Source organism: Rhizobium sp. BE258 (genome assembly GCF_031457345.1).
Classification (GTDB): domain Bacteria; phylum Pseudomonadota; class Alphaproteobacteria; order Rhizobiales; family Rhizobiaceae; genus Rhizobium.
Map to the genome: position 1 here is coordinate 47,464 of NZ_JAVDWL010000010.1, position 23,651 is coordinate 71,114.

A 23,651-nucleotide genomic window follows, 5' to 3' on the forward strand; every position below is an offset into this window, starting at 1 on the left:
GGGTTTGATGTCACTTCGAGTTCTTGTGGCTCTGTGCGCCGGCTTTGACGTGCTGCTCATGCGAGCCGCCCTGTTTGCCAGACGAGCTTGCGCTTTTCGTCGTCGATGATGCGCTCTTACCCGAGCTCGATTTGGACCCGCTCTTGGAATGCGAAGTGTCGGTGCCAGTGGATGCCATTATCATTTTCCTCCTTAAGAGATCCTCATGATCTCGAAAGCTTAACTCCCACTTTCCGATCGTGTTCCGAATGGTTTTCAAAAAGCGTGATTTCCTTCGTATCAACCAACCCGGACCTTGAGGTCGGGCGGAGCAGGCGGATCGAATAATGGGCCTTTTATTTTCCAAGTAGCGTTGCGACCTGCGCCAGACCGCTGCCGAACAGGTCGGTGATAGGTCGAATATCGGGCGGACGGTGCAGCCTCGCCTTGCGCTGTTTTCAAAGGTATCCTGCCCGGATCATTCAGCAATGATAGGACCTGTCATCGTCGCAGCCGCAGGAGACAACAATGGAGACGAGCTTTCCAAAGTTTCGGTGGCGCTTTGGGTGACCACAGGCGGCCAGTTGGAAAGCGCGCGGCTCTCAGAATGTTGCAGACGGTCGTCAAATGTACGGCATCGCACGCAACGAGCCGCACGAGTGACAAATCGGCGGCTTTCGGGTAGCGATTGAGACTGCCCAAGAGGGAAAATCATGGCTACAATAATGCTGCTCGAGGACCAGCCCTTCATCGCGCTCGACATTGAAATGCTGCTCGGCGAGTATGGCCACGATCACGTGACCTTTTCCACATGTGCAGATGCGAAGGATTGGCTGAACGACAACACTCCATCGACCGCGATCGTTGATCCACGGCTGTCGGACGGGCTGTGCGCAGAGGTTGTCAGAATCCTTGTTGAGAGAGGCACACCGTTCATCGTCTATTCTGGCGAGGCCGAGTCCCTACCGGAGATCGAACCGGCCTTCGCCGAGGGGGAACAACTTTCGAAACCGTGCGAACCCGAGTTCCTTGTGGCTGCGGTTGCCCGCGCCTTGAAAGATCGGCCTGGCCAGGTCTAAACGCCGTCCCACCCGTCAACAGATGTCGTCGCGATACCGGCGGCAAGCCTGTTCAAAAGAGCCGCTCGGATGTTGGTGCGGGTGCATGCGAAGGAGAGAGCAATCGTTAGCTATAGGCTTGGCACTTCGCGATTCCTTTAAAAGAAATGCCCTCGGTTCGAGAGGGAGGGAACCGAGGGCTGAGTCTCGACAGGCTATCGTGAGGGGTTTCGATCGTGGCCCCGATTGGGAACGAGGTTTCCGTGTCGCTATAAAAACCTTGATCAAACAAGTTGGTTCCGCACACGTTGCGCGAAACCGTCTATCGTCGTGAGACGGTACCGGACGAACGAAGTGGTGCGAAGTCTGGAGCTCGCCGGAGGGGACGTGCTCAGCATACAACTGCCCGCTCGAATGCATGATCGCCGACCGTCTCCTCACAACCGCCGACCTGTAATATTGTTAAAAGGGGCCGAACACCGGCTTAACCGTATCAAGGCCACAAGTTGCTGTTATTTTTGGAACGAATGCGGTTTCTCTTGGTTCTAAGCAAATGCGGCACTACTTCCATATCCACGAAGATGCAGTCTATATCGAAGACGTGGAAGGCATCGACTTACCGGGCGGTGGGGAAGCCCGCAATGAAGCCGTCAAGGCTGCAAGGGAGATGGTTGCCGAGCTTGTTTTAAGCGGCGAACCTATCGACGGAAAGACATTTGAGGTCCGCGACGAAGGCGGCACCCTCATCGCGACAGTACCCTTTTTGTCGGTCATAAAGTGAGAACCTGAAACTCAGCTTCGATCGGATGGGCTGATCAAGGTCGGCCCACCGGTCACTGGCTGTGGGGCGGATCCGCTTTATTGATCCTGCGGTTCCGTGCGCATGCCATCTGAAGTCCGTAAAGTGTCGGTCGCGACCACCGAGCCACAGGGTTCACAACGACTGGTCACAGCCTCTTAACCCATGCTCCAAGACTTCCGCAGATCGAAAATCGCTCCGGCGCCGCAGGGGTCGCGCGCCGGCCGCCAAGCACTCGCGAACCCAGTCCCGGCTGCCCCGAGTTTCGTGGCTCCGCCCATATCATGCGTCAGTCATTCAACGGATGACGCGTCGTTGGTGCAGGGTGCCTGCGTAGATGCAATTCCTGATCCGCCGGCGTGCTGTTTCTAAGGCGATCGCGCTGTGCCGACTGTAATTTTCCACGGTGCATGGAGGATTGACCTGGCAGTTCGATCCTTCGCGATGACCCGCGCGACAGAATTGTGGCTTTGGCAGGTTGAGCGACACTCGCCTCGTTGACGAAGAGCGCGCGGCAACCCATTTCATCACCATGCGGAAAGAACAGAAGAATGATGTCGAACTCCTGAAGACATGGCGACTCGTGCCGGCAGCGACGATGGGATCGACGGTTCGTGCGAAAGGCATTCTCATGGAGCTTCGCGCCAGGGTGCCAGCGCCGGCGAAGAAGTCGCTTGACCTTGATGGAGGCGAAATCACTCTGGTGATGCCTGCCAGCCAGAAGGCCGAGTTTCATGCGATATCGGCGATCGTCGCCAATCTACTCGATGGCATTGAGCGATTGCCGGTGATCCCGCGCGAGATCCAGGACATCTTGACGATCACAACCAGCGAACGCCATCGCTGGCTGGCGGACGGCCGCCTGCCGAGCGCAGGTACGCGAACCGTCCGGCTGAATGGCAGGGCACGCCGGATCACCTTCCACGTGTTCGATCCCAAGGTGGTTGAGGACATTCTGGACCGGGGTGTGGTGGACGAATGGCGCGATGAAGACGCGATTACCAAAGCCGAAAACCGGCGGCGCGCCGCATATCAGGCGAAGCTGACGCGATCGCTCAAAAAGAGTAAGCCCGCTAAGGTCCGGACCATGGCAGACGCCGACGCTTCAAAATTGGATGGCTGGGACGAGTTCGGACGCGACGGTTTCTTGAAATAGGTTTGGCTATACGCCAGCTTCTAAGAAAAATAGGCCCGGACAAAAAACAGCGCCGTTGTCGCCACCGCGAGCGCAATCGTGAGGGCACGGACCGCGGAAGCTGGCAATTTCAAGCCAACATGCGCACCTGCCCAGCCGCCGAGAAGCGCGCCCGTCAACATGGGAAGGCATTGGAACCAGGCAATCGCCCCAGCTGCGACGAAAACAATGACAGCCACTGCGTTTGCAGCAGTCACCATCAACATCCGCATCGGGTTTAGTTCCTTGATCTCGCCTCCGCCGAAAATACTCCAGGTGGCCAGCATCATCAGGCCGACCGCTCCACCAAAATAGCCGCCATAGACGCCGAGAAGGAATTGGATTGGGACGATGGTCGCGGTTCGGGCTGAAGCGCGGCTCCGGAAGGCCGCACTGATGCGCCGACCGAAGACAAGCATGCCCGTAGCAATCAGAAGCAGCCAGGGCAGTATGGCGTCGAAGACACGGGAAGGCGTCAATAACAGCAGCATGCTGCCGCAGAGTCCGCCAAGGACGGTTGCAAGCGAAATCGGCAAAACCGGCACGCCGCAGACTTTACCGAAACCATCGCGATACACCCAGGAGCTCGCCAACCTACCCGGGAAAAGAGAAAATGTGCTCGTCGCGTTGGCCGCGACAGACGGCACGCCGACGGAGATCAACGCCGGCAGGGACACGAAGGACCCGCCGCCCGCCAAGGCGTTCATGCTCCCTGCCAGCATCCCTGCGAGCAACAGGAGCAACATATCATTCATTGGCACTGCCGGGGTTCGCATATGACCGCATCACTGACGATCTAACATTGTCAGCGCGTCGAAGCGAGGCCGCGTGGGTGTTATTGGCTGGAGAGCGCTAGCCGACGCCATAACCGCCATCGACGGGCAACGTCACACCCGTGACAAAGGCCGCAGCCGGCGAGCACAAAACAAGATTGGACCCACCAGATCGTCGGCTGTGCCCCAGCGCTTGAGAGTTGAGCGGCTGGCAATCGCGGCATGCGCGTCAACGTGTTGCCTCTGGCTACCACCAAACCGACATGACGAGACCGCTCTGGTCCGTTCCGGACAGCGAGGAGAGGTCCCGGCCCTGTTGCAGTGCTTTCGTGAGCCAGAGACGATGCCGTCCTGGCCGCGTGTGACGACGCCCTCGCGGGCAATATAGCTGCACCGTGTATCACTGCCGGCTGAGCCGAAAATGGTTGAACGCGAGCAAACGGAGGTTTCCCTATTCGGCTACTCTCAATGCTTCGCCGAACTTCGAAGCGAGACGGCGGCAGTCCTTGCAATTGAGTACGATGCCTGCCAGTGCGACCGAAGCCTCGTGCTCGTCGCATTTCAAAGTTTCGAGGCCAGCGAGATGATGGATAGCATTGCCGAGGAGCATATTGCAGGGTGCGCCTTCAACGTTTGATCCGGTGGCCTTATGTGTCAAGACGCCGCTGACAGTAGCGAGCCAGTCACGCCGCGAAAATATGAGTTCATCATCCATTTCAGTCTCCGAAACTAATGAAGCATACCGTGCCCTGTTCGAAAAACGCGGCGGATCGCCCAACAGTTCCAGGGGCTGCATATGTTCCCAGTCAAACCATTGCGTTCGCAATTGGCGCCCAGGAACATGGATGAAGACTGAGCCCTCCGCATCAGTGGACAGATTCTCAGGCAAGAAAACATGTGACGGACAAAAAACTCACTGGGAGCAGGCCTCCGCTGGGGATCAATTTGAAGGTCCTGCCCGCCGAGTGCGACAGGAAGGTTGCGGACTGGCTGGCAGCTGCTTAAGGTCGGCAGCGGTAGTTAAGGCCGCAATTCTCACGAGGATAAACATGGCAACTGGCACAGTGAAATTCTTCAATCAGGAAAAAGGTTTCGGCTTCATCACCCCCGATGCCGGCGGACCTGATGTCTTCGTTCATGTCAGCGCGCTCGGTGGTCAGGGATCACTGCGCGACGGCGACAAGGTCAGCTATGACGTTGGCCAGGATCGCAAGACTGGAAAATCCAAGGCTGAGAATGTCAGACCTGCCTAAGCTTTTGCGCCCCGGCCTCTGTGGCCGGGGTGTTTCGGCTGCTGCGGGCACCGAATCGCAGTAACAAGCGACGATAATCTCCCCTCCAGACTGACCGATCATCCATCGCCCGGTGAAACCGCGCATCAGCACGGAACCGTTAGGACCCCCCGTCGTTACGACTGACACACCAGCACGATGGAGATCATTAATGTCGAATGTATCGAGAGCAGGCGGAGAAAATCCCAACAATGCGACCAGTCAGGTCCGCTTCGGAAGGTCTGTCGAGAGCAAAGCTCAGATTGATGATGCGGCTGCGGCCGGTGCCGACTTTGGTGGCGAAACCCTGAATCTTTACAGGCTGGAGCCAATCGCGGCGCCGACCGATCCCAGATGGGCCAATTCGCCTGGCCATGGGACTGTTGTTGTTGCTGCGCGCAGCTCAGGAGACGCCCGTATCGTTGCGACCAGCCGCGAGCTCGACTTCATGGAGATCGACTCAGCTCCGGCCGAGGGCGTGACCACGACGAATGCCAGCTCATTTCGCGACGACAAGCTTTATTCGGTGACCGAGATCGACCACGGACGCACTGATCTTGAGCGTGGTTTGGTCGATGGCAAGATTTCGGTCGATACGATACGGCCAACGCAGGACGACTAAGGCCGAACGGCTAAAACCGCCGTAGCCGTCTTTACCGGAGAAGTCCCTGATCTCCGTCGATAAATAGCGGCGGGCCGGTTATGTGCCTCGCGCTAGCGGTCAGCAGAAAATGGATAGCGTCAGCTGCATCAGCGCTGTTCCTGGCTGGCCTTTCGTGAGAGCAACGCTACCTTCCGGACACACGACGGGACCTCCACATCCTCGCGATGCCTGATATGCGTCGAGGCTGATATTTCGGTAGCGATCGCGCCCGGACAAAGAACGTTGATCGGATTGAATGACGGCCGAGTTCGAGTGCCAGCTGCTGAGCCATCGCGACCTGGGCGCCTTTTGTCGCGCTGTAAGCAATCGCACCGGGTGAGGTGAAAGTGCGAACGCCAGCGTGAGGTACGTGCCGCGCAGGTTGACGCGAACGATCCTGTCCCACTCGTTCGGCATCAGATCGTCAATTGGGGCCCACACCCCATTAATGCTGGCGTTGTCGACAATGGCATCCAGGCGGCCGACCCTTGCCAAAAGGGCCGCGCGAGCACCTCCAATCTCTTCGTCCGACGACGATATCCGCACAGAAAGTGAGGCAACGGTCACTGGAAAATTTCGAGCGGACCGGTTCCCTAACTATCGGAATCGACCAATGCGAGATCGAAGTCGGTCGCCATCCTGAACGCCGTCGCCAATCCTATTCCAGATGCGGCGCCTGTAACCAAAGCGACAGGCCTGGCAATGATCTTCAGACCCCACCTATAGAGACAGGTGTGCGATGGCGACCTTAGTTTCGACGATATGCCTTTCGTCAGCCTCGTCGAACGACAATGCGCCGCTGACGATCCTTGTTCCCGTACAGCTTGCGACAGTGGTCCGAGATAACATCTTCGATCACTGTGCAAACCTGTAAGGCCCGCCCTTTTCGAGCGCCCGGATATAGGCCGGGCGAGCATGAATGCGTTTGAGCCACTCGGCGATTGCAGGCCGGGAACCGCTCAGGCGGGCATTCTTGGCTGCAGCCTCAAGAGGAAAGCTCATCATGACGTCGGCGGCCGAAATGCTCTCGCCAGCGAACCAGGGCCGCGTCGAGAGCTCAGTTTCGATATAGTCGAGGTGCACGTCGAGCATAGGGCGAAGCCTTTTGAAGGCGACCTTTCCCAGAAGCGGTACACGGGACACTGCAAGGAGCGCAAACAGCACTGGCATGACAGAACCCTCGGCATAGTGGAGAAACATGCGGTAGCGAAGCAGGCCGGAGGGGCCTTCCGGCGGGCCCATCTGGCCGTCAACTTTTGCGACCAGGTATTCGCAGATCGCCGCGGTCTCGGTCAGTATGGGTTGTGTGTCCCCGTGGCCGGCATCTTCAATCACGGGCGACTTTCCGAGCGGATGAACGCGCTTCAGTTCATCCGGAGCACTCATGTCGGCATTGCGCCTGTAGTGACGGACGTCGTATTCGAGGCCGAGCTCCTCCAACAGCCAGATCACACGTTGAGATCGGCTGTTATTGAGATGGTGTAAAATGATCATTGAACCTCCGGCGGGCCGCGTCCATATGCGGTCGCGCGCTGTTACGAACAGTACAGGTGTACGGATCAGTGCAAGACCGATTAGCTTAACAGCATGGCGCCATCGCCGCCCGCGTTGTCGTTAAACGGCAAGCCGCGAATACGCCACGCTTGGCGCAAAATGTCCTGCAGTTCTTCAACGGAAAACTCATCGAAATTTGCCCAGAGCTGAACAGCAAGCGACCTAAGATCTACGGTCGTTTCAGGCTCGGCTTCCGCGGTCACGGCGAGAGCTTCCACCTCGAGCTGGAGGTCGGCATTCTCGGTCATAGTGCAACGCCGGTAACCGGATCAATGCTTGGACGTTCGCTCTCGTCCTTGCTGCCTGCAGGCTGCACCGTGGCAGGCGCCAGTGATTCCTTGTCGGCAATGTGGGGCTTCTTGGGAACCGGCTTTACATCGCGCGGGCGTCGTTGCTCGGGTGTAGCATTGGTGTCATTCGTGGCCATCATATCCTCCTAAAAAGGGCCGTTATGCCCGCTTTACCTGCCAGATTCATTTCTTTTGATTACCTTAAGGGGGGCAGCTTCACCACTTTTCTAAAGCTTTGCCAATCCGATCTCCAGCACCTGATTCATTTCACGTTTGAGGCCGGGTCAATGGTTACCTGACGTTTAACGGTGACGACATCGCGGTAAGGGTGCTGCAGCGGCGTTATGCGCCCATGGCTACACCCGCGATGAAGACAGATGGATCTCGACGTCGTACCGCTGCTTAACCGCGTCCTGATCTCGCATCGTCGAGCTTTGCGAGCCGATGGCCGGCGAGCGTCATGTCCGCAGCTGCGAATTTTGTAGGTAGAGTTGCCATTGATTTCCTTTTACAGGAAACCCTGCCTGCAAGGTGCTAATTCCCGCACCGCATTGGGAACCTTACCGACAGGCGAGGTTCGGGAACCTTCGGCCGCGCTGGGCGCTTCTTTCGCACAATTATAGGCAGAGAAGAAAAATGTCGACCATGACACTTTAGGATCTATCCAATCATCTGAGAAAGATAGACTTTTGCCCGCTATGCACTACTGGGTCGAGGGCGATGGCCCCTCGCCCCATGAGCAAGAATAACGGCGATATTGATGAGACGTCCCTGCGCAGAAGTGACACCGGCCTATCGCTACAACCGCCGCATACAAATCGGAGGAGGCCCTTAAAACCGCCTCTCCTGCGGCCTTTAGCATTTCGCTTGGACCGGCGAGCATCATGAGAGCTCTCTGCCTATCCGCGGCCACCGGATCGTGAGTGCTGTAAAAGCGTGGAAACGATCATAGTGAGCGCAAATACCGAAATCGTTTTCAGCACGCGATGGGAGGCCCTCGGGCCGCTTGCGCTGCTGCTTGTGCTTCGGCCTTGGATGATCGCCAAACGTGAGCGAAGGTTCGTCGCTTCACTTTTCAGCCATGCGAGCTCCTTTTCCGCTGCAGTTTTGGCTTCCGCAATATGCTCCGTGCCCGATATTTCAGATTCTGCGCGAGCTTCCTCCATTTCGAGCGCGTAGCGATCGAGCTCAGACTTGACGACGCGCGCATTCGTCCGTGTATGTGTTCCTGCCATAGGATCCTCCTGTCGTTCCAATAACAACGCACAGGATCTCCAAAAGATGCCTTCTTACGGAGGTCTTCGTCTGCAATGACGCGCCAAGGCATTTCCTGTCATTTTTTCGTCCGCCGATGCGCGCCTCAACGTGTTAACTGCTGGTAACGGCTGAGCGCCGTGGCCTGTAAACGTCGGGGTTGAACGAAGCATGGCCGGCGCGGGAAGCGGCTCGCGGACGTATAATACCAATGCGGTAAGAGCCCGGTCTGCGAGGTCATTCAGACAAGATCTGGAGCGTTCAGGCGCCGGGCTTGTCAAGGTCGCCGACAACAGCAACGATTGCTGCGGCGGCGCGGATGCAGCAATCGCTTCCAGTAGATGGCGCAGTAAATCACCCCGTGATCGAACGGGAGAAGCTCGTCAGCTGCCAACTGATCCAATCTTTACTATCACTCGCTAATTCGTTTCACGCCGCTCGCCGAAACACCAATCTGCAACACAACTGGGTAAAACAAGGGAGCCGTTAGCGGCAGCCTGCCCGATCGGCGATGGGCACTTCGCCGCCTAGGAAACATTCGTTCAGAGGAGCTTGTCTAATGTGATCGGCAGGTCACGGATCCTCTTGCCCGTCGCGTTATAGACAGCATTGGCGATGGCCGCCCCTACCCCAGTTATTCCGATCTCGCCTATACCGCGCGCTCCCATTGGCGCTTGAGGGTCGGCCTCGTCGAGGTAAATGACGTCGATCTGAGGAACGTCCATTTGCACTGGAACATGGTATTCAGCCAGCGAAGCATTCACAATGCGACCTGTACGCTCGTCAAAATTAGTCTCCTCCGTCAGGGCAAGCCCTATTCCCATGATGATGCCGCCCTTGAACTGGCTGGTCGCCATCTTGCCATTGAGTATATGGCCAGCGTCGAACGAGCCCAGAAACCGCCGGACCCTGGTCTCGCCGGTAATCTGATTGACACCGACCTCACAGAACTGCGCCCCATAGGAATGCATGGAAAAGGCTTCCATTTCGGCAGGCGGCGGTGCTTCGGCCTGACAGACAAGCTCTGTGCGTCCCGCCCGGAGCAGGATCGACTGATAGGTTTCAAAGCGGCTCTGATCCTGCACGTGACCAAGGCCGGAATTGCGTGCTTCCACGTCTGCAAACGACAGGCCTGCAAGGGGAGAGTCGTTGCCGGCGAGTTTAAGCAGCTCCTCGATGAACACTTCGGAGGCGGCAATGATCGCGCCTCCTATCGATGCCGTCTGCGTCGAGCCTCCCGCGATGACGCCGCGCGGAAGATGGCTGTCTCCGTATTCGAAGCTCACCTTGTCGAGTGGCACGCCCAGACGCGCCGAGATGTGTTGAGCCTGGGCGGTCGCGGTGCCCATGCCCATGTCGTGAACGGCTGTCGAGACCGCAACGGAACCATCTTCTGTCAGTTTGATGCGCGCTGCCCCCCCTGGAAAGCGGTGATACGGGTAGGTCGCAGTCGCGCATCCCAAGCCGATAAGCCACTCGCCATCGCGCACCTGTCCCGGTTTCCGGTTACGGTGGCGCCAGCCGAACCTCTCCGCGCCCCGCTCGTAAGCTTCGACCAACATGCGCGAGGAGAACGGCTTCCTGCTCGTCGGGTCAGTTTCTGGCTCAATCCTCCGCCGCAACTCGATTGGGTCGATCCCCAATTTGTCGGCGAGCTCATCCAGTGCACATTCGAGGGCGAAGGTTCCAACGGATTCGCCGGGCGCTCGCATGAAGGTATTGGCGAGCATGTCCATATCCGCCACCTCCTGGGCAAGCCGGAAGCTTCCCGCAGCATAAAGGTGGCGTGCCGGAAAGGTGAATTGTTCCGGGCAGGAATTGTGCGGTGTCATGGCGACGATGCCAGTGTGGATGAGAGCGCCAAGCTTCCCCGTTTCGTCGGCCCCGAGGGCGACGCGCTGCTCAGTCACCGTGCGTCCGCCCACGACACGGAAAACACCTTCGCGCGATAGCATAATACGCACCGGGCGGCTGGCGAGCTTTGCAGCCGCGCAGGCGAGGATCTGATGATCCCAAAGGCATTTGCCCCCGAATCCGCCACCGACGAAGGGCGAAGTAAGATGGACGTTTGCCGGATCGATCCCGAAGATCTCTGCAAGCTGGCCGGTCGTGAGGTCGATAAGCTGGCTGGCGTCATGGACACGGAGGTTATCGCCGCTCCAGGCCACTGTTGCCGCATGAAGCTCGATGGCGTTATGATTGTGACGCGGCGTCCGGTAGAGGTTGTCGACCTGGACTGCGGCGGCTCGCAATGCGCTCTCGGCATCGCCGATCTCAAGAACGGGCGGCTGGCCAAGGAGGGTTTCGAGCTGACGCGGATTTGCCTTGGCCTCGGCGAAGGATGTCACGGCCGGTAAGAGATCATAGTCGGCGTCGATCAGCGAAGCGGCATAATCTGCCGCTTCTTGCGTTTCGGCCAGAACTAACGCAATCGGCTGGCCGTTCCAGTGGATCTCGTCAGTCTGCATTACCGGCAGGTCGCTGGCGCCAGCCGCATTGGGTGACGACATCATCAATGACGGCGCTTTCATGCGCGGTGCATTGCGATAGGTCATGACCAGGATGACGCCGGGCGCTTTTTCCGCATCGCCGACATGGAGCTGCGATATGCGTGCGCGGGCCACCGTGCTGAAAGCCAGGGCCGCGTAGCAGATATTGTCATAGGGAAACTCGGCAGCAAAGCGTGCCGCGCCCTGCACCTTCAGCGGTCCATCGATACGCGATACGGGTTGGCCAAGGGCGCCGTGTTTTCGAAGGAGCGGATCGCGGGTAACGGCGGGTTGCCAGTATCCGGGCTTCTGCGGTTTTGTATCCTGACCAGCGCTCATTTTTCCTCTCCCATCAATTCTTCAAGCACGACGGTGATCAGGCGCTTCGCCAGTTCGATCTTGAAACCGTTGTCCCTGAGCCCGACCGCTGCGGCGAGTTCGGCTTCCGCGGCGCGGCGAAAAGCGTCGGATCCGGCCGGATTACCTTTCAGGCTCGCCTCGGCGATGGCGGCGCGCCAGGGCTTGTGAGCAACGCCCCCGAGAGCAAGACGCACATCGCGCACGACACCGGCGTTATCGACATCGAGGGCGGCAGCAACGGAAACCAGCGCGAAGGCGTAACTTGCCCGGTCCCGAACCTTTCTGTAGGTCGAACGTCGACCAAAACCGAGCGGCGGTATTTCGACTGCCGTAATCAATTCGCCCGGAAGCAGTTCGGTTTCCACCTCAGGGTGGTCACCTGGCAGCCGATGCAGCGACTCCAGAGGCAGCATTCGTGTACCGAGAGGTCCGCCGAGATGAACGGTCGCATCCAGTGCAGCAAGCGCGACACACATGTCGGACGGATGGGTCGCCACGCAGGCAGGCGAAGCGCCCAGTATCGCATGATAGCGATTGAAGCCATCGCGCGCATCGCAGCCGGCACCCGGGACGCGCTTGTTGCAGCTTGCCGCGTTGTCGTAGAAATACCGGCAGCGCGTCCGCTGCAGAATGTTGCCCCCGACGGTCGCCATATTGCGGATTTGGGCGCTGGCGCCGGAAAGGATCGAGCGCGCCAAGAACGGATATCTGTCGCGAACGTGCGCGTTGGCCGCGAGCGCCGAGTTTTTGGCCGCCGCCCCGACGAAGAGACTGCCGTCAGCACGCATCTCGATCCGGTCATCAAGCCCGGTCACGTCGATCAGCACATCAGGTTGCTCGACGGTTTCGCGCATGAGATCAATGAGGTTCGTGCCGCCGCCGAGGTACTTTGCCCGACCGTTCGTCTTGGCGAGCGCAATGGCGCTCGCAGTATTGCCAGGCTGCTCGTAGGTGAAGATGTTCATGCGCGGACCCCCTCTCCGATTGTAGGGTGATTGCCGGCGGAAAGGGTCTCGGAAATCGCCTCGACGATCCCGTTGTAGGCGCCGCATCGACAGAGGTTGCCACTCATCCGCTCACGAATTTCCGTCTGATCGAGAGCGATGCGCGGCGACGTCAGATCCTTTGTAACGGCACTCGGCATGCCCCTCTCAATCTCGCTTGCCATGCCGATGGCGGAACAGAGCTGACCGGGAGTGCAATAGCCGCATTGAAACCCGTCATGATCGACGAATGCCTGCTGCAGCGGATTGAGATGTCCGTCTTGAGCCAACCCCTCGACAGTGACGATCTTGCGGCCCTGATACTGCACCGCCAAGGCAAGGCAGGAGTTAATGCGCTCGCCTTCAACAAGCACGGTGCATGCGCCGCAGGCGCCCTGGTCGCATCCCTTTTTCGTGCCTGTTCGTCCGAGGCAGTTTCTGAGCAGATCGAGGAGCGACGTCCGGATGTCTGCCTCGACATCGATCTGTTCTCCGTTGACAATGAAATGCATAGGCTCATCTCCCTTGTGCCGGATTCGGTCGACCCCCGCTGGTACAAGCTAGGGGGAACGCTGCCCGTTTCAAACGCCATCAGCCAATCTTCGTTCAATTTCAGCCGCAGCCTCAAAAAAATCCTAGGTAAAGCAATTCCATCCTCGAGGGAGGAGAACAGACCTCAACAGCCTTGTTTCGATTAGCTCCGCGCTGCTGATCTCACAAACTGTGGAAATCTGAAGCTTGAGCCTGATCGTGCCGCAGCACGTCAATGACAGCAGGAAAGACGGACGGCAGGAATTTGAAGGGGGATCTATGGGGAGAAAATAACAACGATAAGATTACGGCAGATCATGGCCTGACGAAGGCTCAGAGCAAGGCAATAGTCGAGGCCGCCAGGGCATGGTGCGCCGACGGCTTTAGCGTAAGACGAACACGGACCTGCCCGAAAGACAACACGTTCGTCCCAAAATCGAGTGGATTAGCGACTGGGCACGGTTGCACCTAGCGGGCCAAGCCGTCGATGCCAAGACGTTGGAACTCTGCGAGCGTGGCACCTACGAGGTGTGGCCAGCGCGCCAGACCTCGGGGCAAGGAGGACATTGAAGGGCGGAGGCCTGAACACGGGTGAACGGCGGTGTCGCATTTCCTGCACAGCGTTCCCGCCGCCAGAGAATGTTGCGCGCTCACTGTTAAAATTGCTGATCGGCTGATTAAAATCATAAAGTTCGCGTTCACGGTTGCTATGAATCCCGGCATCCGAAATTACGCCGAAGCGGAATGCGTGGCGATCGCGCACGGGCTAAGCGCGGAACTATCCAAGCGACCAGGGATTTAATCAGGCCGATGAAAGGGATTGCGAGATGAATAAGGACACGAAGGCCCAGCAGGCAATAGAGGAGACTGGAAAGAAGCCGGTCAATGGGGTGGATAATCCGCCAGCCGGACCCCATGACAAACCGCATCTTCAGGATGAAACCAAGACGCCTGGAGCAGGTTCGTTACCCGATAAGGGGGATGAGAGCGTGTCACCGGGTAGTGGGTGAACTAGCATACGAACTTATGCCGCTGGTCGTACTCGCCTCGGCCTGTTGACGTGGCCCTTAGATGCCGACCGGCAACTATCTTACGGCTATCCACTACCGATTAATCAACTGTACGGTATAGGACGCTTGCCGACCCGCGGCTTGCCGCTTTCTGACGGCGGCCTAGCTCGATGGCATGTCCAAACAAGATCCAGAACACATCCGACGCCGGAACACCTTAACGGCACAGGAACGCCGCGATCGCTTCGATACCACAAACGATCTGGCGATGGCGACCATCGGGGCGGAAATCGACGCGCGCCGCGAGAAAACCGAACGGCTGAAAGCTCAGCGTGAGGCTGCGGGCCGATCGTCTTCCGGCTGACAGTCTCGACTTCTTCTCGGTAACGGTTGGGGCAGCGAAACATTTCGCGGCTTCGATCAATATTGGAAGATGAGTGCAGGCGACGAGCAAGACACCCCGCAGTCCAGCGTCTCGGACAGCCGATCGATGCCGGCATGATCTTTGCCATGATAGGTGGTCGGTATGCAATTATAGGTCGGAGCAGGAACTGTTGATGCGCACGTGTGTTTCCTTGTGAAGGAGAAAGTTAATGACAAGCACATCACGGAAACTTGCAGAGGAATATGTGCGCTTAGGCGGACGCAGACTTGCGAATATCGACGACAACATCATTAGTGTCCGTTCCTGGGACAAGGACACTCCGGAGGCGGAGGCGTTCTGGAAGGAAAAGATATTAACGCTTAGCGAAATAGATCGGCACCAAGTTGAAGTACACCTGCCGTCCATCAGCGATCGTTGACGCTAGCCGTTCAAATTTGAACTCAAGACAATTTACGTCGACGTATGGCGCACGATGCCGGTCGCGGACTCGCTGGATAGATCAACCTTCGACGGCCGGGCCGACCATCCCCACGGTTTAGATATTCAGGGCGGTCCATAATGTCGCCGGAGGAAATCCCACCGATCTAGCGGAAACCCGTACAGCATTGGTGCGATATCGGGAACCTTCAGGCAACGACTAGCTTAGGACATAGCGCCTTCCGATGTGGTGGCCGCGAAATTCCAGCTCGCTCGAAGGATGTTCAGAATGACGAGAAACGATGGCGACCAAAGAGATGTGACGGAAACCGCCACGCAAGCAAGGCAGGGAAACCGCGGCAGGCCAGTCCTGATCGTGCTGATCAGTGGTCTTGTGCTTGCGCTGATCGCCTGGGCGGGCCTCGGTATATGGGGCGAAAGCATTGACATGGATGCCAAACCAACAGCCTCGACATCGAACGATCCTATCAACGCACAGCCATCCGGAGCAGGCACATTCGATAATAACGCGGCCGATGGCAGTGCACGTCCGCCGGAAAAAACAGACCGATCGCCGTCGCCTAGCGGCAGTGGGGGCGGGCCAACCCAGGTAACATCGCCATCGGGTACAGAGAAGATCCAGTAGGTCAAGGGATAGCGTCAGCGTGGTCCGTCTCATCGAATGGCGAGTGTCGCCTCACGGCATCTAGTTCTACCATCATTCTAGCTCCACCGAACATCGGATGGCTGCTTGACCGGGCTCTTAGTTGTCATGAACGAAGGCAGCGTCAGATCGCGCCGAGCGTCTTCCCACCGCGACAAGCATCACAAGCATCTGGTTCATTGCTTTGAGATCCCCAATGGTGGCAGTGCGAAGGTTGACGCCGTTCACTATCCCTGGCCTGTAAACACAGGTGTGTTTTCTGACGTCTGCGTTGTAATCGCCTCAACACACTCCAATACGCACACCCGCCCCGCCTTAGAGCGGGCCTTTTTCTCGATCTTCAAGGCCGAAGCTAAAAGGGGCGGCTTAACGGGAGCGCTCGGAATTGTTTTCGACGCTGGTCTCTCATTTGGGTCTGATGGGTGGCCCCGAAGCGTATAGTAAGCGCCCCTCGCTCACGAGGCGTGGCGGAAACGTTTCCTTATGGCCTCAGTGAGGCTTCCCGCGCCCGCCTAGTCCCTACCAACCATTGAAAGTTTCATTTCGCGCACTACTTATAGGTGATGAACAAATCAGCGACCAAAGCACAAGCCACCCATACGGAATCCATGTCGATCATCGCCGCACAGGATGCCGCTCGCGATAAGAAGACATCGCAGCTGCGGGAGTTGCGCTTAGCCCGCGACGCGGAGAGAGCCGCTACGGTCCTGCTTGAACCCGTCAAGCCCGTTAAGCCTAGACGAAAGCGAACCGCCTAGTAGGTCGGTTGGTGCACCATCGCGGCAATGTGCTTGACCGGCCCGAGAGCTACCATCTAGCGCCGTAGCACTTCTGTGATTGTGCCGCCCGAAGCTTGGCTTTTTAATCATATTGCCAACCTTCAGTTTACCCGGAGCTCAACTTTTCCTTGCGTTCCCGCATGGTCACGGCATCCTTATGGAATGCCGACACACCGCTCATTTCCGCCCCCACGATACCGAGTGAAGCAGGCGCCACCGCTCTTCTCGATGAAGGCGTTCTATCTGGCTGTCATCGGCGCAGGCGTGATTGGTTACGGTGCCGTCGATGCGGTCAATCTTCTCAGCCCCACATCAGCGCTCAGTGGTGCTTGCAACATCAAGGGCAACATCAGCATCCAAAGCCGTGAACACATTTACCATGTGCCAGGCCAGGAATATTACGAAGAGACCAAGATTTATCCCCAGTATGGAGAACGGTGGTTCTGCTCAGAGGCCGAGGCGCGCGCGGCGGGCTGGAGACGCGCGCGCAGTTAGACGCAAACCTAGGATCCCTTCGCGCAAATCACCGCCATGTCCACTACATAAAGCCTAGTGCGCCGTCCACGCTGCGATGAGGCCGCTATCGTTGCGTCCATATCCTATGACGAAGCTAGGCATCTCCTGATGTGAAAAGCCGCCACCTGAATGAAAGGGCGGCGGGGCGTGGAATTTGCGCTGTGTCTATGAAGGCGCCTACGAGCCGATGTTCCGATCGCTCTGGCGCTTGGCAACAACGGGCACCTCTTCAATGTTTGCGAGCATGCGGTGCTTTATCAGGAACCGACGAAGGTTTTCCCTGAACGCTGGCAAAGGAAAGATACCTTGGGCCGCCATGCGGCAAGCCTTTTCAATAACCTCATAGGTGGCATCTCTTTGCTCTTCCGCCCATTCGTCGAGGAAGTCAAAGACATCTTCGAGGCTAGCGAGTTCCTGAATATAATGCCGCTTCCTCAGGAACAACGGAGCGTCAAACGAGGTGTTCGCCATGGCCATCTCCTTCCTCGTTGCGTGTTTGACGGCGCAAGATTGAGGAGAAGGCGGCGGAAAATCAAGACCTGTTTTAACGCACCTAATGGGTGGTGGGCCGCAGCGTTCTCGCTGGTCACAAGCGAGTTTGGCCATCAGGCTCATCTTCGCAAGACCGTATTTTTGCAACGGAAGGCGGCCCGATCTCTGAAACGAAAAAGACAACCCGAAGGCGGCCTGATTTGGTGGTCGCTTCGTGCAAATCACCACAATATCCACTACGCACTGTAGAATGTTCACCGGGACAACACCCCGGATGAAAGCCCCGATGCACAGCCAAATCCTCTTAGGCGTCTTTCAGGTAATCCGCCAAGGTATGGCGAGCGCGTTTGGATATGCCAATCTCAGCTATCCGGCCCTCGCCTCCACATTGTCACCAGATCCTAGTGTCGGCGGCCGAAAGATCGCGGCAGTTCTTGAGTAAGACATCCCGCGGCGGCCTGCAGTACGATGCCTTCCTTGCCAGCGCTGGAGCGTTCGGCACTTGCTGCAATCAATGGGGAGCACGCGAATGACTGATCGTCTTTCGAAATGCTTGGCTTGTAACGGTTGCGGCTACTTCCGCTGCGACTGCTGGCCGGGTGACTGCATCTGCGATGAAGGCGGTACACAATCGCACGACAGAGTAAAAGGGACATCGTTTTGGCAACAAAACGCTGTCGATCCTGAAGCTGCTGATGGACTGCGCGGAGGAAGCCGGATGGATCTCTGAACACCGGATCAAGGGCATACTTTAACCGCAGCGATGTCCCCCGGCGTGTCGAGGGTATTATCGTGACGCTGGCATAAGGAAATTACGATGATCGAAATTTGCCGATAGTCCACCTTCTTCGCGTTGGGCGGAGATTGCAACGCCGCGAAACTGGAACATTTGTCGCAGCCTGCTGTTTACTCGTTGAATATCTGCTGTGTTCAAGCAGAACAGTGGAAATATTAGGATGTTCGTTGATTGCGAAGCACGTCAGATGCAACCCGTATCGATCGCCGCCGGAAAAGACAGTCGGACTTCGCTGGTTGCGCCGTCGCGCTCTTAAAGGTCAACGGGCCGTTTTCCGGGTCACTGGCGGAAGAAGCGGTGGCTTTTTGAGACAATGCGTCTTGCTAACATTAAGCCGCGTTCGTTCGTCGATAACGCCTTGAGGAGTTTGAATTGACCTTTCGCCAGAACGAAGTCGGCAACCGGATGCTCGCCGCATTGATGCCCGCGGACTTCACGCTTCTGCAACCGTATCTTGAGAAGGTTAAGCTGCCTGCACATTTCGAGATCGCCCGGCCGCGCAGCAGACTTGAGTATCTTTACTTTCCGGAGTCGGGCATCGGCGCGGTGATGACCGTTTCACCGAATGACAGGTCGGCGGAGGCAGGGATGTTCGGATCGGAAGGTTTTGTTCCAACTTCGACGATCATCGGCGATGACATCGTCCCCTACTTGATTGAGATGCATGTTGCTGGCCTGGGTTACCGTGTTCCAATCAAAGTAATGCGGGAGTTGACGGCAAGGAGTTCCTCACTGCAGATCCCGTTCATCAAGTACATGCATGTGTTCGCAACACAGGTCGCCTATACGGCGCTCGCAAATGCCCGCTATAGGATCGAGCAGCGCCTAGCGAGGTGGATCTTGATGTGTCACGACCGTCTCCGCTCAGACGAACTCGATATCACGCACGAATATATCGCTTTCATGCTTGGGACACGTCGCCCAAGTGTGACGACGGCGTTGCACGTGCTTGAGGGCGAGCGGCTGATCCGCTCAAATCGTGGCTTGATCATTGTCCTCGATCGGAAAGGCTTGGAGGAATTCGCTGCTGGATCCTATGGTATCCCTGAACAGGAATTCGAAAGGCTGATCGGCCGCGCGCATATGGAAACCGAATAATACTCGGAACAATCTGAAGCGCACATCATTCGGAAAAGAGATTTTCCAAGAAAAGACACTGACCCGCGGAGCAGAACATGCGCTATTTTTTTAATATTCGAGATGGCGAAACATATATTGCAGATCCGGAAGGTAGTGACCTCGGTTCGCTTGAAGCCGCGATCGATGAGGCAAAAGCAAATGCGCGGGAAATGATTGCCGAGCGCTTGAGGACCGGTGCCGCCCTTCGAGACCAGGTGTTTGAATTGACGAACGAGTCAGGTGACATTGTTGCCCGCATTGACTTCAAAGATGTTCTGCATTGATCGGTAGCCCGCTTAAACACCGGATGGATCAGGTTCTTAAATCGACCTCGCAAGGCCACAGAGCGGCTTCCCGTTCAATGGCAGTGCGTTTGCGCGGTGATGATGCCCCGGCACATTGCTCCGTGGAACCTATCATCGGATAGTAGCAAATTGCGGCCGATCGCCAAGATCTTATTGCACCTTGAAAAATGACTTCTCGCAGCACGCGCTGCGGCCAGTGAACTATAAATTTTGCCTGATAAAGAAATGTCTGGCTTGGTTTGCGTCCTGCGAGATCCAGGCTGTAACATCCCCCACGCGAAACAGCGTGTCTATGTGGCGTAGCTAACTTGCGTGCTGGCTTCTCGGTTCGATGACGGGCGGGAACAATTGCGACCGGTGGTGGTTTGTGAAGAACGCGAAGACGTTCCTCAGGATAGACCCATGATCCCCGTAGAAGCCTCCATCCCCATCTACAAACCATCCCTTCGCTCAATCCCTCTTCATTTTTCAGCGGCCTGCTTCATTGGTGCGTTGTTCACTGACATTGCGTATTGGCAGACGGCAGAAATGACCTGGGCGAATTTCTCTGCATGGCTTCTGGCAGCCGGGCTGGTCACCGGCGGTGTTGCCCTCCTTGCCGGTCTTGTTGATCTCGCGCTTGGTCGGTTTCGCTTCGCCGGGCTCGCCTCAGCGCTCTACGTTCTTGGTGGCATCGCGATTTTCGCTATTTCATTTGTAAACGCGCTGATCCATAGCCGCGATGCCTGGACGTCGGTCGTTCCCTTCGGTCTAGCTTTGTCGATCGTGGCGTTTGTGCTCATCGTGGTGGTTTCGATTTGCGGCTCCATCACCGAGCGGCGGATCGCCAGAGGATATTGATATGATGGCGCGCCAACGTTCCCGCCTTTTTGTTATAGCAACACTTTTCGCCTCGACTGCCCTTTTGGTTTCCGCCTGCAGCGACAATGAGCCCGATCCAAACGCAGAGATCGGGCCAGATCCAAAGCTTCCCAATCAATCCCAATATCTGATTCCGCCAATGCATATAGCCAAGGTCGTAGGATGGAAGGACGGCAAAGTGCCGACTGTCGCGAGCGGTCTTGAAGTAAAGGCGCTTGCCTCCGGATTACAGCATCCGCGCTCAGTGTATACGTTGCCCAACGGTGATATATTGGCGGTGGAGTCAGTGGCGCCTCCCGAGGTGTCAGCGAAGCGTCCAAAAGACTTGATCATGGGTATAGTTCAGTCGTTCGCGACTGGAGGAACCGGAAGCAGCGGCAAAAGCAACCGCATCACGCTGCTGAGAGACGCCGATGGCGATGGGACGGCCGAAATTCAAGACGTTTTCCTCGATCATTTGAACTCGCCCTTCGGCGTAGTTCTTGTCGGAAACGATCTATATGTCGCCAATACCGACGCGGTTGTGCGCTATGCCTATACGCCGGGCGAGACAAAAATTACCGAGCCTGGCACGGTACTAACAGATCTTCCTGGAGGGCCAATCGACCATCACTGGACAAAAAGCATGACGGCGAGCGCGGACGGTTCGCTGCTTTACGTGGGTGTCGGCTCAAACAGTAACATTACGGAAAACGGCATCCAGGCGGAGAAAGACCGGGCAGCGATCTGGGAAATCGATCGGCAGACGGGAATGCACCGCGTTTTCGCAAGCGGTTTGCGCAATCCAAATGGGCTGAGCATCGAACCGCAGACAAAGGCTCTCTGGACGGTGGTCAACGAGCGTGACGAGCTCGGACCAAACTTGGTGCCTGATTACATGACTTCCGTCAGAGAGGGCGGCTTTTATGGCTGGCCCTACAGTTACTACGGCCAGCACGTCGATCCGCGCGTCATGCCGCAACGGCCTGACCTCGTCGCCAAAGCGATTGTCCCCGATTATGCGCTCAGTTCCCACGTCGCCCCACTCGGCATGGCGTTTTCTAACGGCACGAGCTTGCCTGAAGAATATCGAAGCGGCGCCTTTGTCGGCGAGCATGGCAGCTGGAACCGCAATGCGTTCAACGGCTACAAGGTGATATTCGTGCCATTTTCAGAGGGAAGGCCCAGTGGCGCGCCGAAGGATGTGGTGTCCGGGTTCTTGAACGATCAGGAACAGGCGCAAGGCCGGCCGGTCGGCGTGACGCTCGATAAAACCGGCGCTTTACTCATTGCCGACGATGTCGGAAACAAGGTGTGGCGAGTGACGGCCAAGCCTTGAAGCGCGTCACTGGTTTGCGAGGGCGAGAGTTGCCCACATTGGCGTTTCGCTGCGACCAAAGGAGAACCACATAACAATGAGGGCCGCTGGCAACGCTAACCCTGGTCGATGGACATCTCAATGAAGGCGAGAAAATCTGGCCGGGCCTGGCTCCGTGACAAGGACGCGGAAAAGTCGAAAGCAAGCTTCCCAGAGCTGTTTTTCGATCTCGTCTTTGTATTCGGGCTGATCCAGTTGTCCCACACTCTTGCGGAGGATTTCACCTCAGCGACCGCAGGAGAAGCCCTACTGCTCATCTTGGCGATCTGGTGGCTTTGGATCAATACGACCTGGGTCACAAACCTTCTAAATACCGACAGCGAGCCTGTCCGCTTACTTTTGTTCGCGCTCATGTTTGCGGGTATTCTCTTGGCTATCGCCCTTCCTGAAGCTTTCGGTGACCATCCTCTGCCATTTGCCGTCATTTATGTTGGCATGCAGATCGGAAGGTCACTTTTTGCATGGTTCGCATTTCGCCGTCATGATCCCAAGTCGGCTTCCACCTTCCTTCGCATCACCGTTTGGGCATGCGCTGCCGGAACGCTCTGGATCGGAGGCGGGCTGGCTTCATTCGAATGGCGGCTGTCCATCTGGAGCATTGCTCTGGGGCTGGAATATAGTGCGCCATTGTTGCGGTTTCGCTTTCCAGGCCTGGGGGGATCCGAAAAGGAAACGCTGCACCTGAACGGTGAGCACCTTGCTGAGCGCTGCGCTTTGTTCGTCATCATCTGCCTCGGCGAGACCATTTTGACAACCGGGCGTAACGCTGCCGAACACATGGGCACAGATTTAACTTTTTTGGTATTTTGTGGGGCCTTTCTAACCACAGTCGCCATGTGGTGGATTTATTTTCACCAGGGCCAAGAAGAGGCCGCCGAAAAGGCCGAGGTGACATCCAAGCCGGAAGCTGTCGCGCACAATCTTTTCACCTACGGTCATCTGCCGATCGTCGCCGGCATTATCTTGACAGCGGTTGGCGAAGACTTTGCGCTCTCGCACCCTCACGAGCAAGCTGACCTGAGGGCCACTGCAGCAATCGCCGGGGGGCCATTCCTGTTCCTATGTGGAAACATTTGGCTAAAACTGGCCGCGGCGGAGCGGATACCGTTTTCGCATGCCGCAGGCCTCGTTGGACTTCTGGCAATCGCAATCGCTACGCCGCTGCTGCCGCTCTACGGTATGAACATCGCCGCCACGGCGGCACTGCTCGCCACAGGCGCTTGGGAGTATGCTGCGCTTCGCCGGCCATCTGCGCAATCGGCATAATAACCGCCTCGCGCTGCGCAACACCCGTGCGATGAGCAAAGAGATCCGTGGCGTTAGAGCGGAAGCCGCGATCGCTTGTCCGCGGGCTTGGTGACTTCCGGTGGGCAGGCTCCCGAGCGTCGGTAGGGCAATGGCTGCCACAATGGCGCGATGAAATTGCGGCACCTTGCAATGGGGCAGGATCTTGTTCAACCTTGCATTTTAAATCCCGCAAAAGTGGTTCTGCGCTCAGAACGAACTGTATGTCCCGCAAGCTAAGGTCATCTTCTGCAGGCCTTTAAGTCGCCCTTCAGGGCACGAAATAGCGCACATAGTGCGGCTTGTGACAGTTGTTTGATTGCGTTTTTGGCTTTCCAGGTTTGAATTGACACTTTGACCATCAGACGTGGGCAGCAAAATCAACAAATGATGCAACAGCAGCCTAGAGCGACCTTACGCGCTCTCGCAAGACATATCGGGGACCACAGCAAGTCGGGCACTCAAGGACAGCCAGAGCTGAACGCGGAGATCATCGATCAAAACGCGC

General features: G+C 57.1%; 26 protein-coding genes and 2 pseudogenes. 16 read left to right on the forward strand and 12 right to left on the reverse strand.

Annotation, left to right across the window (positions count from 1 at the left end; all coding sequences use genetic code 11):
* Positions 1-10 precede the first annotated feature (10 nt).
* Positions 11-178, reverse strand: a complete 168-nt coding sequence (locus J2X43_RS28120) for a hypothetical protein (protein WP_310300447.1) — start codon at positions 176-178, stop codon at positions 11-13.
* Positions 179-704: 526 nt separating this feature from the next.
* Here J2X43_RS28120 and J2X43_RS28125 point away from each other — a divergent pair.
* From J2X43_RS28125 to J2X43_RS28135, 3 genes are all read left to right on the forward strand, one after another.
* The gene (locus tag J2X43_RS28125; protein WP_310300450.1) at positions 705-1,058 is read left to right on the forward strand and encodes a response regulator; all 354 of its coding nucleotides are present in this window, start codon (positions 705-707) and stop codon (positions 1,056-1,058) included.
* A 532-nt stretch (positions 1,059-1,590) separates the two neighbouring features.
* Positions 1,591-1,818 (forward strand): DUF6894 family protein, encoded by a 228-nt coding sequence (locus J2X43_RS28130; RefSeq protein WP_310300453.1) that lies wholly within the window; start codon positions 1,591-1,593, stop codon positions 1,816-1,818.
* A 550-nt stretch (positions 1,819-2,368) separates the two neighbouring features.
* Positions 2,369-2,992: a hypothetical protein gene (locus J2X43_RS28135; protein WP_310300744.1), complete on the forward strand. Its 624-nt coding sequence runs from the start codon at positions 2,369-2,371 to the stop codon at positions 2,990-2,992.
* A gap of 20 nt (positions 2,993-3,012) precedes the next feature.
* Here J2X43_RS28135 and J2X43_RS28140 read toward each other — a convergent pair whose 3' ends face one another.
* Together J2X43_RS28140 and J2X43_RS28145 are read right to left on the reverse strand one after the other, a co-directional pair.
* Positions 3,013-3,765 carry a sulfite exporter TauE/SafE family protein gene (locus J2X43_RS28140; protein ID WP_310300456.1) on the reverse strand — a complete coding sequence of 251 codons (753 nt, stop codon included), beginning with the start codon at positions 3,763-3,765 and terminating at the stop codon, positions 3,013-3,015.
* 97 nt (positions 3,766-3,862) lie between these two features.
* Positions 3,863-3,999, reverse strand: a pseudogene (locus tag J2X43_RS28145) (SDR family oxidoreductase); the annotation flags it as partial.
* 205 nt (positions 4,000-4,204) lie between these two features.
* Between J2X43_RS28145 and J2X43_RS28150 the strand changes: the two are divergent.
* From J2X43_RS28150 to J2X43_RS28160, 3 genes are all read left to right on the forward strand, one after another.
* Positions 4,205-4,420: a hypothetical protein gene (locus J2X43_RS28150; RefSeq protein WP_162698877.1), complete on the forward strand. Its 216-nt coding sequence runs from the start codon at positions 4,205-4,207 to the stop codon at positions 4,418-4,420.
* 412 nt (positions 4,421-4,832) lie between these two features.
* A complete protein-coding gene (locus J2X43_RS28155) occupies positions 4,833-5,036 on the forward strand; it encodes a cold-shock protein (RefSeq protein ID WP_112386845.1) in 204 nt (67 codons plus the stop codon).
* 190 nt (positions 5,037-5,226) lie between these two features.
* Positions 5,227-5,676, forward strand: a complete 450-nt coding sequence (locus J2X43_RS28160) for a hypothetical protein (RefSeq protein WP_310300460.1) — start codon at positions 5,227-5,229, stop codon at positions 5,674-5,676.
* Between the two features lie 31 nt (positions 5,677-5,707).
* On the opposite strand, the pseudogene J2X43_RS28165 reads toward J2X43_RS28160, so the two are convergent.
* The 8 genes and pseudogenes from J2X43_RS28165 to J2X43_RS28200 all read right to left on the reverse strand — a co-directional run bounded on the left by J2X43_RS28165 (position 5,708) and on the right by J2X43_RS28200 (position 13,139).
* Positions 5,708-6,335, reverse strand: a pseudogene (locus J2X43_RS28165) (SDR family oxidoreductase).
* 217 nt (positions 6,336-6,552) lie between these two features.
* Entirely contained in the window at positions 6,553-7,191 is a 639-nt protein-coding gene (locus J2X43_RS28170) for a glutathione S-transferase (RefSeq protein ID WP_310300463.1), read from the reverse strand.
* Positions 7,192-7,271: 80 nt separating this feature from the next.
* Entirely contained in the window at positions 7,272-7,499 is a 228-nt protein-coding gene (locus J2X43_RS28175; RefSeq protein ID WP_310300467.1) for a hypothetical protein, read from the reverse strand.
* On the reverse strand, positions 7,496-7,678 hold the full coding sequence (locus J2X43_RS28180) for a hypothetical protein (protein ID WP_310300470.1): 183 nt from the start codon (positions 7,676-7,678) through the stop codon (positions 7,496-7,498). Before J2X43_RS28180 ends, J2X43_RS28175 begins: the two co-directional genes overlap by 4 nt.
* A gap of 762 nt (positions 7,679-8,440) precedes the next feature.
* Positions 8,441-8,776 carry a hypothetical protein gene (locus tag J2X43_RS28185; RefSeq protein WP_310300473.1) on the reverse strand — a complete coding sequence of 112 codons (336 nt, stop codon included), beginning with the start codon at positions 8,774-8,776 and terminating at the stop codon, positions 8,441-8,443.
* 561 nt (positions 8,777-9,337) lie between these two features.
* Positions 9,338-11,623: a xanthine dehydrogenase family protein molybdopterin-binding subunit gene (locus J2X43_RS28190; protein ID WP_310300476.1), complete on the reverse strand. Its 2,286-nt coding sequence runs from the start codon at positions 11,621-11,623 to the stop codon at positions 9,338-9,340.
* On the reverse strand, positions 11,620-12,609 hold the full coding sequence (locus J2X43_RS28195; RefSeq protein WP_112386838.1) for a xanthine dehydrogenase family protein subunit M: 990 nt from the start codon (positions 12,607-12,609) through the stop codon (positions 11,620-11,622). Before J2X43_RS28195 ends, J2X43_RS28190 begins: the two co-directional genes overlap by 4 nt.
* Positions 12,606-13,139: a 2Fe-2S iron-sulfur cluster-binding protein gene (locus J2X43_RS28200; protein WP_112386837.1), complete on the reverse strand. Its 534-nt coding sequence runs from the start codon at positions 13,137-13,139 to the stop codon at positions 12,606-12,608. The genes J2X43_RS28195 and J2X43_RS28200 overlap by 4 nt, the downstream gene beginning before the upstream one ends.
* Before the next feature lie 846 nt (positions 13,140-13,985).
* Here J2X43_RS28200 and J2X43_RS28205 point away from each other — a divergent pair.
* From J2X43_RS28205 to J2X43_RS28225, 5 genes are all read left to right on the forward strand, one after another.
* Positions 13,986-14,168 carry a hypothetical protein gene (locus J2X43_RS28205; RefSeq protein ID WP_112446054.1) on the forward strand — a complete coding sequence of 61 codons (183 nt, stop codon included), beginning with the start codon at positions 13,986-13,988 and terminating at the stop codon, positions 14,166-14,168.
* A 175-nt stretch (positions 14,169-14,343) separates the two neighbouring features.
* Positions 14,344-14,532: a hypothetical protein gene (locus J2X43_RS28210; RefSeq protein ID WP_112386836.1), complete on the forward strand. Its 189-nt coding sequence runs from the start codon at positions 14,344-14,346 to the stop codon at positions 14,530-14,532.
* Positions 14,533-14,761: 229 nt separating this feature from the next.
* Positions 14,762-14,971 (forward strand): hypothetical protein, encoded by a 210-nt coding sequence (locus J2X43_RS28215; protein WP_112386835.1) that lies wholly within the window; start codon positions 14,762-14,764, stop codon positions 14,969-14,971.
* 288 nt (positions 14,972-15,259) lie between these two features.
* Positions 15,260-15,616, forward strand: coding sequence for a hypothetical protein (locus tag J2X43_RS28220; RefSeq protein WP_310300484.1), 357 nt, complete (start codon positions 15,260-15,262; stop codon positions 15,614-15,616).
* Between the two features lie 959 nt (positions 15,617-16,575).
* Positions 16,576-16,908 carry a hypothetical protein gene (locus J2X43_RS28225; RefSeq protein WP_310300487.1) on the forward strand — a complete coding sequence of 111 codons (333 nt, stop codon included), beginning with the start codon at positions 16,576-16,578 and terminating at the stop codon, positions 16,906-16,908.
* 198 nt (positions 16,909-17,106) lie between these two features.
* Here J2X43_RS28225 and J2X43_RS28230 read toward each other — a convergent pair whose 3' ends face one another.
* Positions 17,107-17,400 (reverse strand): hypothetical protein, encoded by a 294-nt coding sequence (locus J2X43_RS28230; protein WP_310300490.1) that lies wholly within the window; start codon positions 17,398-17,400, stop codon positions 17,107-17,109.
* A gap of 1,189 nt (positions 17,401-18,589) precedes the next feature.
* Between J2X43_RS28230 and J2X43_RS28235 the strand changes: the two genes are divergently transcribed.
* The 5 genes from J2X43_RS28235 to J2X43_RS28255 all read left to right on the forward strand — a co-directional run bounded on the left by J2X43_RS28235 (position 18,590) and on the right by J2X43_RS28255 (position 23,125).
* Entirely contained in the window at positions 18,590-19,315 is a 726-nt protein-coding gene (locus J2X43_RS28235; RefSeq protein WP_310300493.1) for a Crp/Fnr family transcriptional regulator, read from the forward strand.
* 77 nt (positions 19,316-19,392) lie between these two features.
* Positions 19,393-19,620, forward strand: coding sequence for a DUF6894 family protein (locus tag J2X43_RS28240; protein WP_310300496.1), 228 nt, complete (start codon positions 19,393-19,395; stop codon positions 19,618-19,620).
* Positions 19,621-20,043: 423 nt separating this feature from the next.
* Positions 20,044-20,481 (forward strand): DUF2231 domain-containing protein, encoded by a 438-nt coding sequence (locus tag J2X43_RS28245; protein WP_310300499.1) that lies wholly within the window; start codon positions 20,044-20,046, stop codon positions 20,479-20,481.
* 1 nt (position 20,482) lies between these two features.
* On the forward strand, positions 20,483-21,820 hold the full coding sequence (locus tag J2X43_RS28250; RefSeq protein WP_405049655.1) for a PQQ-dependent sugar dehydrogenase: 1,338 nt from the start codon (positions 20,483-20,485) through the stop codon (positions 21,818-21,820).
* 120 nt (positions 21,821-21,940) lie between these two features.
* A complete protein-coding gene (locus J2X43_RS28255) occupies positions 21,941-23,125 on the forward strand; it encodes a low temperature requirement protein A (protein ID WP_310300502.1) in 1,185 nt (394 codons plus the stop codon).
* Positions 23,126-23,651: the final 526 nt, after the last annotated feature.

Coding starts and splice junctions, on each gene's coding strand:
- J2X43_RS28120 (WP_310300447.1), bottom strand. CDS start 178: ATGGCATCCACTGGCACCGACACTTCGCATTCCAAGAGCGGGTCCAAA.
- J2X43_RS28125 (WP_310300450.1), top strand. CDS start 705: ATGCTGCTCGAGGACCAGCCCTTCATCGCGCTCGACATTGAAATGCTG.
- J2X43_RS28130 (WP_310300453.1), top strand. CDS start 1,591: ATGCGGCACTACTTCCATATCCACGAAGATGCAGTCTATATCGAAGAC.
- J2X43_RS28135 (WP_310300744.1), top strand. CDS start 2,369: ATGCGGAAAGAACAGAAGAATGATGTCGAACTCCTGAAGACATGGCGA.
- J2X43_RS28140 (WP_310300456.1), bottom strand. CDS start 3,765: ATGAATGATATGTTGCTCCTGTTGCTCGCAGGGATGCTGGCAGGGAGC.
- J2X43_RS28150 (WP_162698877.1), top strand. CDS start 4,205: ATGGTTGAACGCGAGCAAACGGAGGTTTCCCTATTCGGCTACTCTCAA.
- J2X43_RS28155 (WP_112386845.1), top strand. CDS start 4,833: ATGGCAACTGGCACAGTGAAATTCTTCAATCAGGAAAAAGGTTTCGGC.
- J2X43_RS28160 (WP_310300460.1), top strand. CDS start 5,227: ATGTCGAATGTATCGAGAGCAGGCGGAGAAAATCCCAACAATGCGACC.
- J2X43_RS28170 (WP_310300463.1), bottom strand. CDS start 7,191: ATGATCATTTTACACCATCTCAATAACAGCCGATCTCAACGTGTGATC.
- J2X43_RS28175 (WP_310300467.1), bottom strand. CDS start 7,499: ATGACCGAGAATGCCGACCTCCAGCTCGAGGTGGAAGCTCTCGCCGTG.
- J2X43_RS28180 (WP_310300470.1), bottom strand. CDS start 7,678: ATGGCCACGAATGACACCAATGCTACACCCGAGCAACGACGCCCGCGC.
- J2X43_RS28185 (WP_310300473.1), bottom strand. CDS start 8,776: ATGGCAGGAACACATACACGGACGAATGCGCGCGTCGTCAAGTCTGAG.
- J2X43_RS28190 (WP_310300476.1), bottom strand. CDS start 11,623: ATGAGCGCTGGTCAGGATACAAAACCGCAGAAGCCCGGATACTGGCAA.
- J2X43_RS28195 (WP_112386838.1), bottom strand. CDS start 12,609: ATGAACATCTTCACCTACGAGCAGCCTGGCAATACTGCGAGCGCCATT.
- J2X43_RS28200 (WP_112386837.1), bottom strand. CDS start 13,139: ATGCATTTCATTGTCAACGGAGAACAGATCGATGTCGAGGCAGACATC.
- J2X43_RS28205 (WP_112446054.1), top strand. CDS start 13,986: ATGAATAAGGACACGAAGGCCCAGCAGGCAATAGAGGAGACTGGAAAG.
- J2X43_RS28210 (WP_112386836.1), top strand. CDS start 14,344: ATGTCCAAACAAGATCCAGAACACATCCGACGCCGGAACACCTTAACG.
- J2X43_RS28215 (WP_112386835.1), top strand. CDS start 14,762: ATGACAAGCACATCACGGAAACTTGCAGAGGAATATGTGCGCTTAGGC.
- J2X43_RS28220 (WP_310300484.1), top strand. CDS start 15,260: ATGACGAGAAACGATGGCGACCAAAGAGATGTGACGGAAACCGCCACG.
- J2X43_RS28225 (WP_310300487.1), top strand. CDS start 16,576: ATGCCGACACACCGCTCATTTCCGCCCCCACGATACCGAGTGAAGCAG.
- J2X43_RS28230 (WP_310300490.1), bottom strand. CDS start 17,400: ATGGCGAACACCTCGTTTGACGCTCCGTTGTTCCTGAGGAAGCGGCAT.
- J2X43_RS28240 (WP_310300496.1), top strand. CDS start 19,393: ATGCGCTATTTTTTTAATATTCGAGATGGCGAAACATATATTGCAGAT.
- J2X43_RS28245 (WP_310300499.1), top strand. CDS start 20,044: ATGATCCCCGTAGAAGCCTCCATCCCCATCTACAAACCATCCCTTCGC.
- J2X43_RS28250 (WP_405049655.1), top strand. CDS start 20,483: ATGATGGCGCGCCAACGTTCCCGCCTTTTTGTTATAGCAACACTTTTC.
- J2X43_RS28255 (WP_310300502.1), top strand. CDS start 21,941: ATGAAGGCGAGAAAATCTGGCCGGGCCTGGCTCCGTGACAAGGACGCG.